The organism is Caulobacter zeae, assembly GCF_002858925.1.
GTDB lineage: Bacteria > Pseudomonadota > Alphaproteobacteria > Caulobacterales > Caulobacteraceae > Caulobacter > Caulobacter zeae.
The window spans coordinates 1-14,135 of record NZ_PJRS01000044.1 but is presented as its reverse complement, the minus strand read 5'-3'; the positions used below and the strand labels follow the sequence as shown (position 1 = coordinate 14,135).

The window sequence follows — 14,135 nt, the reverse complement described above, 5'->3', positions numbered from 1 at the left end:
GATGTCGCAGGACGCCTCAGAACTGCTCAGCGAAAGCCTGGCCACGCCGCTGGGCGAGGTGATCGCCGCCGTCGGGCGCGGCGTGGCCGAGGCCCAGGCGGCCCTCGACCAGGCCTCGCTGGCCGCCACCCTGGCCATGTACGAGAGCGAGGGCGACGAGGGCCTGGAGGCCCTGCGCTCGATCGGCTACCAGCCCACCTTCTACGTGCTGCCCGAGACCACCTGCGAGGTGCAGGTCTCGATGCACATCGGCGGCACCGGCGGCGCCGACGGCAGCGCCGGCACGTCGGGCCAAGCGGCCGCGATCGGCAAGGCCCGCACCTATGTCACCCCGGTCGACGCGGCCTTCCAGCAGCGCTACGCCTTCCAGGCCAGCGGCGCAGCCAAGCTGACCTTCAAGATCGTGCCCGTGCCGCCGCCCGCCGCGCTGGACGACGCCGCCCCGATGCCGGACGTGCGCGGCCTGACCGGAACCGCCGCCGTGGCCGCGCTTTCGCCCCGCGGCTTCACCGCCGTTTTCGTCGACGCCAAGGGCGAGGCCGTGCCCGCCGACAAGGCCGCCGACCAGACCGTCGCCTCGCAGGACGCCGCGCCCAAGGCGCTGGTGCGCACGACGAACGCGGTGACGCTGGGGCTGAAATAGGCCGCCTCAGCGGCTACCCCCTCCGGCCCTCCGGGCCACCTCCCCCAGAGGGTGAGGATCTAGAGCGCCAAGATGCTCCCCCTCTGGGGGAGCTGTCGGCGAAGCCGACTGAGGGGGTTTAAGCCCCGAACTCCAGCCCCTGGGCCTGGCCTACGTCACAGTCGCGGAAGCTGGCCTTGGCGATGCGGGCGCCGGTGAAGTCGGCGCCGCGCAGGTCGGCGCCGTCGAGGACGGCTTCGGAAAGATCGGCGGTCTGTAGCATGGCGTAGCGCAGGCGGGCGGCGGCCAGGTTGCCGACGGTCTTGCGCTCGGGGCCCAGCGGCAGCGGCGACAGGAAGGCCTGGCGCAGGTCGGCCTTGGTCAGGTTGGCGCCGGTCAGCTTGGCCCCGCGCAGGTCGGCGCCGCGCAGGTTGGCCGCGCGCAGGTCGGCGTTCTGCAGGTTGGCCCCCTGCAGTTGGGCGCCGGACAGGTCCATGCCCACGAAGCAGGCCCCCTTGGCGCTCATCGCCGTCAGGCGCAGGCCCTTGAGGCGGTCGCCGATGGGACGCAGGTCCTCGCCGTCGAGGCGGGCGGCCGCGCCCTCCTTGCCGCCGGTCTGGCACCATTGCTGGTTGGCCAGGCACCGCGCGTAGAGCTCGCGCGCCTTGTTCACCGCCTCGGGGGTCGAGGTGGTCAGGGCGCCGGTCATGTGCGCGCCGTGCACGCGGGCGGTCGAGGTGTCGACGCCCGACATCACCGCGCCCTGCAGGTTGGCCCCCTCGAGGTTGGCCCCCTTGACGTCGGCGTTGTCGAGGATGGCCCCGACCAGGTTGGCTTCCTTGAGGTTGGCGCCCGACAGCTTGGCCCCGCGCAGGGAGCAGTCGGAGAAGTCGGCCTTGAAGGCCGAGACGCCGGTGAACTGCGAGCCGTCCAGGGTGGCGCCCGAGAAGTTGACCTCGTCGACCTCGCCGTTGCGGGTCTCGTGCTTGACGGTGTCCAGGCCCTTGCGCGGATGCGGAATGGCGATCTGGCCCTCGCGGAAGTCGGCCTGGGTCAGGTCGGCCTGCGAGAGGTTGGCCCCGCGCAGGCAGGCGCCGCGCAGGTCGGCGCGCTGGAGACTGGCCTGGCGCAGGTCGGCCTTGCGCAGGTCGCAGCCGAACAGGCTGGCGCGATCCAGCTTGGAGCGCACCATGCGACAGCCGTCGAGGATCGAGGCGGACAGATCAGCGTCGGTCAGGTTGCGGAACGACAGGTCCAGCCCCGACAGGTTCATGAACCGCAGCGAGGCGCGCTTGCCGCCCTGCTTGCCGGTCACGAACTTCTCGTGGGCCGTGACGATCATGTCGAGTTCGGCCTGACTGAGCTTGCGGCGGCCCGCGAGGCTCTGTGCGGCGTTCATTGCGGGACCCCCTCCCGGCTTACTGGAAAATCACTGGCGGACAATCGGATAACAGGAATCGACGAGCGAACGGTTAAGGTCGCTGCACACTTCTCAATTTGGGTAGCTCAGATGAGGTCTTCGAGCCCTCGGGCGCCCAGCCGGATGGTTCCGGTGATGTCGACGTCCTTGAGGTTGGCGCTGGTGAAGTTCGCCCTCGAAAGATCCGCGCCCGCCAGGCATGCGCCGCGCAGGTCGGCCCGGGCCAGGTCGGCGTTGGTCAGCAGCACGCCGGTCAGGTCGGCCGGCAAGAGCCGGTCCTTGCCGATCAGCAGCGGCCCCAGCTGGGCGTCGCGCAGGTCGGAACCCGACAGCTTGGCGCCCTTGAGCCGCGCGCCGCGCAGGTCGGCCCGGCGCAGGTTGCAGGCCCGAAGGTCCGCGCCTTCGAGCTGGGCGCCCTGCATCTGCACGCCCTCCATGTCGAGGCCGTAGAACACCGCGCCCTTGGCCGACAGGGCCGTCAGGTTGAAGCCGCGGATGCTTTTCAGGTTGCGCAGGTCGGCCTTGTCGAACACCGACGGCTTGCCCTCGCCGCCGCCGGTCTCGCACCAGCGGGCGTGGTCGGCGATCATCTGCTCGTAGGGCATGTCGGAGACGTCGACGCCCGAGGCCTTGTCGGTCAGGGCCCCCTCCATGCTGGCCCCGGTGACGTTCCAGGACATGGTCTTGACCCCGACCAGCACGGTGTTGCGCAGGTCGGCCCCGGCGAGGTTCGCGCCCGACAGGTCGGCCCCGGCCATGTTGGCGCCGTTGAAGTTGGCCTGCTTGAGATTGGCGCGGACCAGCTTGGCGTCCTTGAGGATGGCGTCGCTGAAGTCGGCCTTGGTGGCGACGATGCCCGACAGGCGCGAGCGTTCGAGGTTGGCGCCGGAGAGGTTGGCGCCCGTGGCGTAGGCCTCGCGCTGCACCGGCTCGATGATGCGGTAGCCCTTCTCGCGGTCGGCGGCGGCGATCTGGCCCTCGCGCAGGTCGGCCTCGAACATGTCGGCGCCGGTCAGGTTGGCGCCGCGCAGGCTGGAGCCGCGCAGGTCGGCCCGGCGCAACGAAGAATCAGTAAGGTCCGCGCCCTGCATGTCGGCGCCGTAGAGGTTGGCGTTGTCGAGCTTGCAGCGGCGCAGGTCGGTCCCGACCAGCAGCGCGCCGGTGAAGTCGGCGTCGCACAGATTGCGGCCGTGCAGCACCAGGCCCGAAAGGTCGCAGAAGGCGAAGACCGCGCGCGCGCCGCCGAGCCTAGCCGACCACAGGCGGTCGTGCTTGGCGCAGATCACGTCGACTTCTTGTTGCGTCAGGCGCCGGTGTTCCTGGCCCGCCGCTGCCGGGGTGTTCATGCAAGCTCGCGTCGTTTCCCCGAAGGGTAGACCAGCTTGATGCGCCCATCAGCATTAACGTCGTGTTTCCAGGCACTTCCCGCGCGTGGCGGACGCCTGAAACGACCTAGGGTTCCTTTCGCCCTCGGAAGAAAGGAACCCTAGAAGATCTTACCCGAGGAGTGAGATCAGCCGATCGCCGGCAGTTTTTCGGCGCGGGCCTCGTCGAGGTAGCGGGCGCCGGTCGGCTTGAGGTCGGCGTCCAGCTCGATGACCAGCGGGTTGCCGGTGGGGATCTCGACCTTGACGATCTGGTCGTCGGGCACGGCGAACAGGTGCTTGACGATGGCGCGCAGCGAGTTGCCGTGGGCGGCGACGAGGATGTTCTCGCCGGACTTCAGCTTGGGCGCGATGGCCTCTTCCCAGTAGGGCAGCACGCGCACCAGGGTGGTGGCCAGGCTTTCGGTCGACGGCAGGCTCGCGCCCTTGTAGCGGCGATCGCTGGCGAAGTCGTACTCGCCGCCCGGGGCCAGTTCCGGGGGCGGAACATCGTAGGAGCGGCGCCAGATGATCACCTGTTCCTCGCCGTGCTTCTCGGCGGTTTCGGCCTTGTTGAGGCCCGTGAGGCCGCCATAGTGGCGCTCGTTCAGGCGCCAGTCCTTGGTCACCGGCACGAAGCTCTGGGCCGCCGCGTCGAGGGCCAGGTTGCAGGTGCGGATGGCGCGGGTCTGGACCGAGGTGAAGGCCTCGTCGATGTCGAGGCCCGCGGCCTTGATCAGCTCGCCGCCCTTGCGGGCCTGGGCCTCGCCTTCGGCCGTCAGGTCGACGTCGACCCAGCCGGTGAAGCGGTTTTCGAGGTTCCACTGGCTCTGGCCGTGGCGAAGCAGGACGAGGACGGGCATCTGCGCTCCTTGGATTAGGTCATGGCGGGCTAAGGCGCGCGGGACCTCGCGTCAAGCATCGCCCCTATCCAGCCACAAGGGGCGTGGTATAGGCGGACCATGCCCGATCGCATTTTCATGCCCCTTTGCGCGCTGGTCGCCCTGGCGATGATCGCCTTCTCCATGGTCTGGCCGCAGGGATACGGCGCCCGTTCGCCGGAGCCGTTCGGCTCCACGCCGATCCAGCAGACCCCCGAGATGAAGGCGCTGATCGAGAAAGAGAAGGCGGCCGCGCGCCGCAGCGAACAACGTCGCGCGCAGGAAGCCGCCACAGCGGCCGCGGCCAGCGGCGACACGGCGCAATAGTCGCTTTCCGACGCGCCATTATCGATCAATCGTCACATTGATCGATCATCGTCGTACGAAGAGGGTGGAAAACAACCACCCCGACAGCTAAACGCACCCCATCACTCATTGAAGCGAGCTCCAATGTTCTCGATTCCCCGCGCCGATCTGGTTCCGAATACCGCCGCTTACGAAAACGAGCCGCTGGTCAAGGCGACGGGCTTCCGCGAATACGATGCACGTTGGCTGTTCGGCCCCGAGATCAACTTGCTGGGCGTTCAAGCCCTGGGCCTGGGCCTGGGCACCTACATCCACGAACTGGGCCAGTCGAAGATCGTCGTCGGCCACGACTTCCGCTCCTACTCCTCGTCGATCAAGAACGCCCTGATCCTGGGCCTGCTGAGCGCCGGCTGCGAAGTTCACGACATCGGCCTGGCCCTGTCGCCGACCGCCTATTTCGCGCAGTTCGACCTCGACATCCCGTGCGTCGCCATGGTCACCGCCAGCCACAACGAAAACGGCTGGACCGGCGTGAAGATGGGCGCCCAGAAGCCCCTCACCTTCGGCCCCGACGAGATGGGCAAGCTGAAGGACATCGTGCTGGGCGCCAAGTTCGTCGAGCGTGACGGCGGCAAGCTGATCCGCGTCGAGGGCCAGGCCGAGCGCTACATCGCCAACGTCGCCACCCGCGCCAAGGTGACTCGCCCGCTGAAGGTGCTGGCCGCCTGCGGCAACGGCACCGCCGGCGCCTTCGCGGTGGACGCCCTGCAGCGCATGGGCGTGTCCGATGTGATCGGCATGGACACCGACCTCGACTACACCTTCCCCAAGTATAATCCGAACCCGGAAGACCTGGAGATGCTGCACGAGATGGCCAAGGCCGTCCGTGAGCACGGCGCTGACCTGGCCTTCGGCTTCGACGGCGACGGCGACCGCTGCGGCGTGGTGGACGACGAGGGCGAGGAGATCTTCGCCGACAAGATCGGCCTGATGCTGGCCCGCGACCTGGCCCCGCTGCACCCGGGCGCGACCTTCGTCGTCGACGTCAAGTCGACCGGCCTCTACGCCACCGACCCGATCCTCAAGGAGCATGGCTGCAAGGTCATCTACTGGAAGACCGGCCACAGCTACATCAAGCGCAAGAGCGCCGAGACGGGCGCCCTGGCCGGCTTCGAGAAGAGCGGCCACTTCTTCATGAACGACCCGCTGGGCTACGGCTACGACTGCGGCCTGACCGCCGCCGCCGCCGTGCTGGCCATGCTCGACCGCAACCCCGGCAAGAAGCTGTCGGACCTGCGCAAGGCCCTGCCGGTGGCTTTCACCTCGCTGACCATGAGCCCGCACTGCGCCGACGAGGTGAAGTACGGCGTCGTCGCCGACGTGGTGAAGGAATACGAAGACCTGTTCGCCGCCGGCGGCTCGATCCTGGGCCGCAAGATCACCGAGGTGATCACCGTCAACGGCGTGCGCGTGCACCTGGAAGACGGCTCGTGGGTGCTGGTCCGCGCTTCGTCGAACAAGCCCGAAGTAGTTGTCGTGGTGGAAAGCACCCAGTCGGAAGACGACATGCGCGCCCTCTTCCGCCAGGAAGTGAAGCCGCGCCTGGGCGACCGGGTCGGCAAGTACAACCAGGAAATCTGATCGGGCCTGCGCCCCTGAAGAACGAAAGGCCGGGGAGCGATCCCCGGCCTTTTTGTTTGACGGGATCCCGCTGCTCGCCGACCCAACACCGCTCGTCATCCCGGAAAGCGCGCAGCGCTTATCCGGGATGACGATATCGGGCGACGGAAAGCCCCCTCCTCAGCCCCCCGCCGCCAGCACCTCGCCGATCTTGTCGACCAGGGCCTTGCCGGTGAAGGGCTTCATCACATAGCCCACCGCGCCCAGTTGCAGGGCCTGGACGATGCGGTCCAGCCGCCCCTCCCCCGTCAGCATCAGCACGGGGATGTCCTCGGCGCCCTGCGCCGACTTCAGGCTGCGCAGGGCGTCCAGGCCCGAAAGGCCCGGCATGCGCACGTCGAGCAAAATCAGCGACGGCGGAGCCTCGGCCACCGCCGACAGCAGCTCCTCGACCGTCTCGAACGTGCGCGCGCCATAGCCGCCGCGGCCGAGCTGGATCTCGACCAGCTCGCGCGTCAGGGCGTCGTCGTCGGCGACATAGATCTGAGGCGGCGTAACCAGCATGCGAACTCGAAAAAGGTTAACGCCGCTGCTTACCGCGCCCGTGGAGTCGCGCAAGTGCTCAAGCGCACACTTGGCCCCGATCCGGGGCCAGCGCGCGCCGCCGGATCACCGCGTGCCGAAAGTGCGGTCGCCGGCGTCGCCCAGGCCCGGAACGATGTAGCCGTGGTCATTGAGCTGCGGATCCACCGCCGCCGTCCAGATTTCGACGTCCGGGTGGGCCGCGCGCAGGGTCTCGACGCCCGGAACCGAGGCCAGCAGGCAGACGAAGCGCAGGTCGCGCACGCCGCGCTTCTTCAGAAGGTCGATGGCCGCCACGGCCGTGTGGCCTGTGGCCAGCATCGGGTCGACGACGATGACCAGGCGGTCGGCGATGTCTTCGGGTGTCTTGAAGTAGTATTCGACCGCCTCCAGCGTCTCGGGATCGCGATAGAGGCCGATGTGGGCCACGCGGGCGGCCGGCACCAGGTCGAGCATGCCCTCGGCCATCCCCAGGCCCGCGCGCAGGATCGGGGCGAAGACCAGCTTCTTGCCGGCGATGACCTTGGCCCTGGTCGGCGCGACGGGCGTCTGGATCTCGACCTCGTCCATCGAGAGCTGCCGCGTGACCTCGTAGCAGATCAGGGTCGCGGTCTCGCGCATCAGGGCGCGGAAGGTCTTGGTGGAGGTTTCCTTGTCCCGCATCAGGGTCAGCTTGTGCTGCACCAGCGGGTGGTCGACGATGGTCACGCCCGGAAGGGATTGGGTGGTCATGGGCGGCGGTATCCTGGTCTTGAACGGCTTTCCCGTTCAAGTGCCGCCTTCCGGCCTTCAGGCCAAGCGCTAATCAGCCGCCAAGGCCGACGATTGTCCTGAAGGCCCAGACGGTGCAGCCGATGCAGACCAGGAGCGTCATGAAGTCGGCCATTCCCGACCTCCGCTTCGCTACCTTTTCCTTCTTGGCCACGCCCGCCTCGCTGTCCCCTGCGAGCCCCCACTATCGCGCGGCAGGCTGAAGAGGATGCTTCCAAACGCGGTTAAGCGGCCGTTTTCCAAAAGAAAAGCCGCGCCGCGCTTCCTGGGGGAGGATGAAGCGCGACGCGGCTGGTGGGCCGGGTCGTGGGGGGAGGAACCCGGCCGAGGGTAGTGTGCGAGACCCTCGCCCTTCGACAAGCTCAGGGTGAGGATCTCGAAGGCTCGGCCTTGGCCATGGTCCTCATCCTGAGCTTGTCGAAGGACGAGGACCACGCACCAGACTTAGCCGTGCAGCTTGATGGCCGCGGCGGCGATCAGTTCGCCCTGGTGGCGGGCGCCGTCCAGGTCGATCTGGGTCGGCTGGCGGCTGCCGTCGCCGCCGGCGACCGTGGTGGCGCCGTAGGGCGCGCCGCCGACGATCTCGTCGTTGTTCATCTGGCCCTGGTGGCTATAGGGCAGGCCGACGATCGTCATGCCGAAGTGCAGCAGGTTGGTGATGATCGAGAACAGGGTGGTTTCCTGGCCGCCGTGCTGCGAAGCGGTCGAGGTGAAGGCGCCGCCGACCTTGCCGTTCAGCGCGCCGCGGGCCCACAGGCCGCCGCCCTGGTCGAGGAACGCGGCCATCTGCGAGCTCATACGGCCAAAACGCGTGCCGGTGCCGACGATGATGGCGTCGTACTCGGCCAGGTCGGCGATCGAGGCGATCGGAGCCTCCTGGTCCAGCTTGAAGTGAGCGCCCTTGGCGATCTCTTCCGGCACGGTTTCCGGAACGCGCTTGATGTCGACGGTCGCGCCGGTGGTGCGAGCCCCTTCAGCGACAGCCTTGGCCATCGTCTCGATGTGGCCGTACGACGAGTAGTAAAGGACCAGAACCTTGGCCATGAGAGTCTCCTAGAGAAGTCTTCTTTGAGGTTGGGGAGGAAAAGACGCGGCTGCGACAGCCGCGTCTTGAAGGAATTCAGCGACGCTTTGCTTACGCCGCGTCGACCAGCACCAGCTCGGCGTCGGCCAGGGCCTTGACGCGAATGGTGTTCTCGTTGGCGATCGCCGCGCCGTCGCGGGTGTCGACCTTGACGCCGTTGACTTCGATCGACCCCGTCGAAGGCACCAGGTAGGCGTGGCGACCGGCGCCAAGCTCATACTCGGTCTCCTCGCCGGCCTTCAGCGTCGCGCCCAGGACGCGGGCGTCGGTGCGGATCGGCAGGGCGTCGTTATCGTCCTTGAAGCCGCTGGCCAGGGCCACGAACTTGCCGGAACGGTCGCCCTTCGGGAAAGGCTTGGCGCCCCAGGCGGGCGGTTCGCCGCCGCGGTCCGGAATGATCCAGATCTGGAAGATCTTGGTCACGCCCGGCTCGAGGTTGTACTCCGAGTGACGGATGCCGGTGCCGGCGCTCATCACCTGCACGTCGCCCGCTTCGGTGCGGCCCTTGTTGCCCAGGCTGTCCTGGTGGGTGATCGCGCCCTCGCGGACATAGGTGATGATCTCCATGTCGTTGTGCGGGTGCGGCGGAAAGCCCGTGCCGGCGGCGATGGTGTCGTCGTTCCAGACCCGCAGGGCGCCCCAGTGGACGCGCTTGGGATCATGGTAGCCGGCGAACGAGAAGTGGTGCTTGGCGTCGAGCCAACCGTGATTGGCGCCGCCCAGGCTGTCGAACTTGCGAACTTCGATCATGTCGATCTCCTGGAGTGTCTTGTGGCTGGCCGTGTTGGCCTCTCCGTTGACGAGGAAGATGGAGACAGATCGCTTGATCCGAAATAGAAATGGTCGAAAGAAACCATTTCCAAAAATGACATCATGAAACTTCCCGACTTCGAGGCCTGGGCCGTGTTCGCCAAGGTGGCCGAGACCGGCTCCTTCGCCCGCGCCGCCAAGGACCTGGGCCTGTCGAACGCCACGGTGTCCAAGGCCGTGTCGCGGCTGGAGCAGCGGCTGGGCGCCACCCTCTTCCACCGCACCTCGCGCCGGCTGTCGCTGACCGACAGCGGCCAGAGCTCGCTGGAGGCCGCCAGCCGCCTGCTGGCCGACGGCGAGAGCCTGGAGCTGGAAGCCTCGGCCCAGTCGGTGACGCCCAAGGGCCTGGTGCGGATGGCCGCGCCCATGTCGTTCGGGATCGCCCACCTGGGCCCTGCCCTGTCGGACTTCTTCGCCCTCTATCCGGAGGTCTCGGTCGAGCTGTCCCTGTCGGACCAGCTGATCGACATCGTCGAGGACGGCTTCGACCTGGCCCTGCGGATCTCGGCCCTGGAGGATTCGAGCCTGCTGGCCCGGCGGCTGTGTCCGGTGCGGGTGATGCTGGTCGGCTCGCCGGCCTATTTCGACAGGCACGGCCGGCCCGAGCACCCCAAGGACCTGGCCCGCCATCGCGCCCTCTTCTACACCGGCGGCCGCTCGCGCGACGCCTGGCGGTTCGAGCACAAGACCCAGGGCCAGTACGCCATCAGCGTGCCCGCCCCGCTGCGGGCCAACAACGCAGACGTCTTCCGCGCCCTGCTGCTGGACGGCCAGGCGCTCGCCATGCAGCCCGACTTCATGGCCTGGGACGACGTGGCCGCCGGCCGGCTGGAACAGGTCCTGGCCGACTGGACCCCGCCGGCCATCGCCATGCACCTGGTCACCCCGCCCAACCCGATCCGCCCCGCCCGCGTGCGCGTGCTGATGGAGTTCCTGGCCGAACGGCTGGCCAAGGCCCCTTGGCTGGGATGAGGCTTCCCCAATTCGTCATCCCGGCCGCAGCGCAGCGGAGAGCCGGGACCCAGGGGCCGGCGCAATGCGGCTCCCCCTGGGTCCCGGGCCTGCGGCCCGCTTCGCGGCCCTTCGCCCGGGATGACGAGTGAAAGAGACGTCAGCGATCGGAGACTTCAAACCGCCTCTGGAACTTCCCCGCGACCACTGCTAGGTAGTCGCCTCTTCGCTTCGGGCTGCGGCCCGGCGAGGCGCGGGCGTGGTGAAACTGGTAGACGCGCCGGACTCAAAATCCGGTTCCGAAAGGAGTGTCGGTTCGACCCCGACCGCCCGCACCAACTCTTCCTGACACATGGTCAAGATGCACTCTGGATGGGGCGCAATAGGTCGTCATCCCGGCTCTACGCTTCGCGCTTTTCGGGATGACGATTGATGGGCATTGATTTTAAAGGCTTTTCACTCCGGACAATTAAGTCCGAACCCTAGGCCGCTGGACATTCAAAGTTCGAGCGTGGCCCTCGTCCTTCGACAAGCTCAGGATGAGGACCATCTACAGGCTCAGAAAAACCTCATCCTGAGCCTGTCGAAGGACGAGGTTTTCGTCTCAGATCTTGAATGTCGATCCAACCTAGGCCTTCAGCCAGACCCTGACCCACCAGTCGGGCCGATCGTCCTCGGTCATCTCCGTGGTCCAGGCCAGGACGTCGGGATGGGTGATCCAGAAGCCGTAGGGCGGCGCGTGGCCGTCGTTCTCGAAACTCAGGTCGTGCGGCCGGTCCTGCGGCACGCCGGCGTTTGGCATCACCCAGTCGTCCGCGGGCGGAGGCTCCACCGCGTCGACGAAATGCAGGGCCGCCTGCAAAAGCCCGCTCGCCGAGTCGCTGGTCGCCACCTCGCGAGTCGCCGGATGGCGCTTGAGGAAGGCGACGCCGGCCTCGTTGGTCAGGACGATGGGCTTGAGAGCGGAAAGCGGCGTCGTGGTCATGGCCGCAAGCTAGGCGAGGCCGTCGGCCGACGCCAGGATTCGCGCGCGTGGCCGCCCACGCGCCGAGACGCGAGCTCGCCTTGGCGAAGGCTCGCGCTGACTTGGATTTCGGATCAGCTCGCCGGAAGCGACGGACGTCTCAGTCGCCCGAAAGCGCGTCGAGATCTTCCTCGCCCGTCTGCGGGCCGTCCCGTCTTCCACGATAGAGAATGATGCCGCCCCACACGATGACGCTGAGCGCCAGTACGATCAGCGCCGGCCATTGAGCCATCTGCATTTTGTTTCCACCCTGTTTTTTGACGATGCAATCACAGGTTCGCGGACGGCGCTACTCAGTTTGGGAAAATGGGTACGATTTGACGGATCAGCGTTACGCGCGAAGATCCTCCCCCCTCTGGGGGAGGTGGCCCGGAGGGCCGGAGGGGGAAGCGCCGCGCCAACACCCCCTCAGTCGCTCCGCGACAGCTCCCCCAAGGGGGGAGCATCTATCAGCCCCCTACCCCGCCGACCGCAGCGCGACGCCCTCGCCGCGCTCGGCCGCCAGGTACGCCGCCACCGCCTCCAGCGGCATCGGCCGGGCGAACAGGAAGCCCTGCACCACGCGGCAGCCCAGGGGCTGGAGCAGCACCAACTGCTCGGGCGCCTCGACGCCCTCGACCACGCAGTCGAGGCCGAGGTTGCGGCACAGGTCGAGGATGGTCTTGACGATGGCCCGGCGCTTGTCGGCCGCCTGCAGGCCGCGCATGAAGCTGCCGTCGATCTTCAGCTTGTCGATCGGCAGGCGGTGCACGTAGCTGAGGCTGGAATAGCCCGCCCCGAAGTCGTCCAGCGCGATGCGCACGCCCAGCGCCTTCAGCGTCGCCAGCGAGCGGGCGGCCTGGTCGAAGTCACGCATCACCGCCGTCTCGGTGATTTCCAGGTCGATGCGCCCGGGCGCGACGCCGCTCTCCTGGATGATGGTCACGATGCGGGCGATCTGCTGGGGCGAGGCGATGTCGCGGACAGACAGGTTGAACGACAGCCGCACGTCGTCGGGCCAGGTCGCCGCCGCCTTCAGCGCCCAGGACAGCAGCACGGGCGACATGGCCGCGATCAGCCCCGAGCGCTCGGCCACCGGCACGAAGTCGCCGGGCGAGACCACGCCCAGGGTCGGGCTGGTCCAGCGGGCCAGGGCCTCGAAACCGACGGTACGCTCGCTCTTGATGTCGACCAGCGGCTGGAAGGCCAGGTGGAACTCGGCGTCCATGTCGGCGTGGCGCAGGGCCTGCTCGATCAGGCCCGAGGCCTTGATCGCCGTCTCGTGGTCGGCCGAGAACACCACCGCCGCGCCGCGCACGTTCTGCTTGGCGTGATAGAGCGCGTAGTCGGCGCGCTCATAGAGCACCTCGGGCGCGGTCGCCGCCTGCGGATAGACCGCAAAGCCCACCGAGCCGGAGACCTGCGCCGTGACGCCGGGGAAGCAGTACGGCTCGCGCAGGGCAGCGCAGAGGTCCGCGCCCAGGGCTTGCAGGGCCTGGGCGTCAAGGTCGGCCTCGATGATCAGGCCGTACTCGTCGCCGCCCAGCCGGGCCACGAACAGCGGCTGGCCGTGATCGCGGCTCAGGCGGTCGCCGGCCTCGACCAGAACCTTGTCGCCCACCGCGTGGCCATAGGCGTCGTTGACCGGCTTGAACCCGTCCAGGTCGATCACCCCCACGGCGAAGCGCGCCCCCGACGCGGCGGCCGCGTCGGTAACCCGTTGCAGCCGGGCGAAGAACTGGCGGCGGTTGGGCAGGCCGGTCAGGACGTCCAGGTTGGCCAGGCGCAGATAGTCGTCGCTGAGGCTCTGGATCTCGGCCTGGCGCTCTTCGAGCCCCCGGCGAGATTCAACCAGCCGGGAGAAGTCGCGATAGGCGATCAGCAGGATGACCAGCATGGTCACCGCCACCAGGGCCATGTTGAAGCCGATGGCCGCCAGGACCGGCTTGCCGCTGGCGATCAGGAAGACGGTGATCGGCCCCACGACGATCCCGGTCAGCAGGAAGGCCGCCGCCCGCATGTGCATCAGGCAGAAGACGCAGCCGATGGCCGTGATGGCCATGTAGAACACGACATGCGACTGGGCGAAGGCGTCGCCATAGGGAAACAGGCTGAACGCCCACAACGTGAAGCCGGCCCCCAGAATGCCCGCGAACACCATGGTCTGGCGCAGCAGGCGCTCGGCCCCGGCCGTGTCGATCGCCGTCTTGCGCGCCCGCCACCAGATCACCAGCCGCGCCAGGCTGACCACCGCCAGCAGTCCCGGAAAGCCCAGGGTCAGCACCGGCGGCGAGCTGTGCAGGTGGGTGGCCGACAGCGCGATCGTGTTGACCAGCACCAGGGCGTACATCATCGGCACCTGGCGCGAGAAGGCGCGCACCTGGCCCCTCAGCAGCTCGGGGGTCGACGGAACGGGTCTGGGCCAGGGGAATCGGATCATCGAGCGGTCGCGTTGATTGCCGCTCCGTCGTGCGCCCCGCATATTTAAGGCTTGGTGATCAGCCACTTGCGCCCGGTGTGGCGCGATGTCGCGGCGGACCGACATTCAGAAATCCCAGCCACTTCCACCGAGCTTCCCCGCGAAGGTGTTGTGTCCCGAGAGCTTGGCGGGATGGTTTGGGTGTAGCCTCCGGTTTGGCCTGGCTGGAGGAACAGCGATGCTCGTGAAGCTGCATGGCAATGCGACGACGACGCCGAAGGTGCGTGCCTACATCCAGGCGA

14 protein-coding genes, 1 tRNA gene and 1 pseudogene are annotated in these 14,135 nt (G+C 67.9%); 6 read left to right on the top strand and 10 right to left on the bottom strand.

All coding sequences use genetic code 11. The features are described 5' to 3' along the window. Position 1: 1 nt before the first annotated feature. Positions 2 to 643 (top strand): PASTA domain-containing protein, encoded by a 642-nt coding sequence (locus SGCZBJ_RS21120; protein WP_101719905.1) that lies wholly within the window; start codon positions 2 to 4, stop codon positions 641 to 643. A gap of 118 nt (positions 644 to 761) precedes the next feature. Here SGCZBJ_RS21120 and SGCZBJ_RS21115 read toward each other — a convergent pair whose 3' ends face one another. The 3 genes from SGCZBJ_RS21115 to gpmA form a co-directional block, all read right to left on the bottom strand. Next, complete coding sequence (locus SGCZBJ_RS21115) at positions 762 to 2,021, bottom strand: pentapeptide repeat-containing protein (RefSeq protein WP_101719904.1); 1,260 nt, start codon at positions 2,019 to 2,021, stop codon at positions 762 to 764. Positions 2,022 to 2,128: 107 nt separating this feature from the next. Beyond that, positions 2,129 to 3,388 (bottom strand): pentapeptide repeat-containing protein, encoded by a 1,260-nt coding sequence (locus tag SGCZBJ_RS21110; RefSeq protein ID WP_101719903.1) that lies wholly within the window; start codon positions 3,386 to 3,388, stop codon positions 2,129 to 2,131. 167 nt (positions 3,389 to 3,555) lie between these two features. After that, positions 3,556 to 4,269, bottom strand: coding sequence for a 2,3-diphosphoglycerate-dependent phosphoglycerate mutase (gene gpmA, locus SGCZBJ_RS21105; protein ID WP_101719902.1), 714 nt, complete (start codon positions 4,267 to 4,269; stop codon positions 3,556 to 3,558). Between the two features lie 99 nt (positions 4,270 to 4,368). On the opposite strand from gpmA, the gene SGCZBJ_RS21100 reads away from it, so the two are divergent. Both SGCZBJ_RS21100 and SGCZBJ_RS21095 read left to right on the top strand, forming a co-directional pair. Then, a complete protein-coding gene (locus SGCZBJ_RS21100) occupies positions 4,369 to 4,614 on the top strand; it encodes a hypothetical protein (protein WP_101719901.1) in 246 nt (81 codons plus the stop codon). Between the two features lie 123 nt (positions 4,615 to 4,737). Further along, positions 4,738 to 6,234 carry a phosphomannomutase/phosphoglucomutase gene (locus SGCZBJ_RS21095; RefSeq protein ID WP_101719900.1) on the top strand — a complete coding sequence of 499 codons (1,497 nt, stop codon included), beginning with the start codon at positions 4,738 to 4,740 and terminating at the stop codon, positions 6,232 to 6,234. A 159-nt stretch (positions 6,235 to 6,393) separates the two neighbouring features. Here the strand turns inward: SGCZBJ_RS21095 and SGCZBJ_RS21090 are convergent, their stop codons facing one another. From SGCZBJ_RS21090 to SGCZBJ_RS21075, 4 genes are all read right to left on the bottom strand, one after another. Next, positions 6,394 to 6,777, bottom strand: a complete 384-nt coding sequence (locus SGCZBJ_RS21090) for a response regulator (RefSeq protein WP_101719899.1) — start codon at positions 6,775 to 6,777, stop codon at positions 6,394 to 6,396. 105 nt (positions 6,778 to 6,882) lie between these two features. Further along, positions 6,883 to 7,527 (bottom strand): uracil phosphoribosyltransferase, encoded by a 645-nt coding sequence (gene upp, locus SGCZBJ_RS21085; protein ID WP_101719898.1) that lies wholly within the window; start codon positions 7,525 to 7,527, stop codon positions 6,883 to 6,885. Positions 7,528 to 8,010: 483 nt separating this feature from the next. Then, on the bottom strand, positions 8,011 to 8,610 hold the full coding sequence (gene wrbA / locus SGCZBJ_RS21080) for an NAD(P)H:quinone oxidoreductase (protein WP_101719897.1): 600 nt from the start codon (positions 8,608 to 8,610) through the stop codon (positions 8,011 to 8,013). Positions 8,611 to 8,701: 91 nt separating this feature from the next. Then, complete coding sequence (locus SGCZBJ_RS21075; protein WP_101719896.1) at positions 8,702 to 9,400, bottom strand: pirin family protein; 699 nt, start codon at positions 9,398 to 9,400, stop codon at positions 8,702 to 8,704. Positions 9,401 to 9,523: 123 nt separating this feature from the next. On the opposite strand from SGCZBJ_RS21075, the gene SGCZBJ_RS21070 reads away from it, so the two are divergent. The 3 genes and pseudogenes from SGCZBJ_RS21070 (at position 9,524) to SGCZBJ_RS21065 (ending at position 10,749) form a co-directional block, all read left to right on the top strand. Further along, entirely contained in the window at positions 9,524 to 10,432 is a 909-nt protein-coding gene (locus SGCZBJ_RS21070) for a LysR family transcriptional regulator (protein ID WP_101719895.1), read from the top strand. A gap of 16 nt (positions 10,433 to 10,448) precedes the next feature. Beyond that, positions 10,449 to 10,556 (top strand): annotated as a pseudogene (locus SGCZBJ_RS26255) (hypothetical protein); the annotation flags it as partial. Positions 10,557 to 10,664: 108 nt separating this feature from the next. Further along, positions 10,665 to 10,749 (top strand) — tRNA-Leu (locus SGCZBJ_RS21065). A 290-nt stretch (positions 10,750 to 11,039) separates the two neighbouring features. Here SGCZBJ_RS21065 and SGCZBJ_RS21060 read toward each other — a convergent pair. The 3 genes from SGCZBJ_RS21060 to SGCZBJ_RS21055 all read right to left on the bottom strand — a co-directional run bounded on the left by SGCZBJ_RS21060 (position 11,040) and on the right by SGCZBJ_RS21055 (position 13,854). Beyond that, positions 11,040 to 11,396 carry a hypothetical protein gene (locus tag SGCZBJ_RS21060; protein WP_101719894.1) on the bottom strand — a complete coding sequence of 119 codons (357 nt, stop codon included), beginning with the start codon at positions 11,394 to 11,396 and terminating at the stop codon, positions 11,040 to 11,042. 139 nt (positions 11,397 to 11,535) lie between these two features. After that, complete coding sequence (locus SGCZBJ_RS25785) at positions 11,536 to 11,673, bottom strand: hypothetical protein (RefSeq protein ID WP_165799401.1); 138 nt, start codon at positions 11,671 to 11,673, stop codon at positions 11,536 to 11,538. Positions 11,674 to 11,892: 219 nt separating this feature from the next. Then, entirely contained in the window at positions 11,893 to 13,854 is a 1,962-nt protein-coding gene (locus tag SGCZBJ_RS21055; protein ID WP_133149303.1) for a putative bifunctional diguanylate cyclase/phosphodiesterase, read from the bottom strand. Between the last annotated feature and the right edge of the window lie 281 nt (positions 13,855 to 14,135).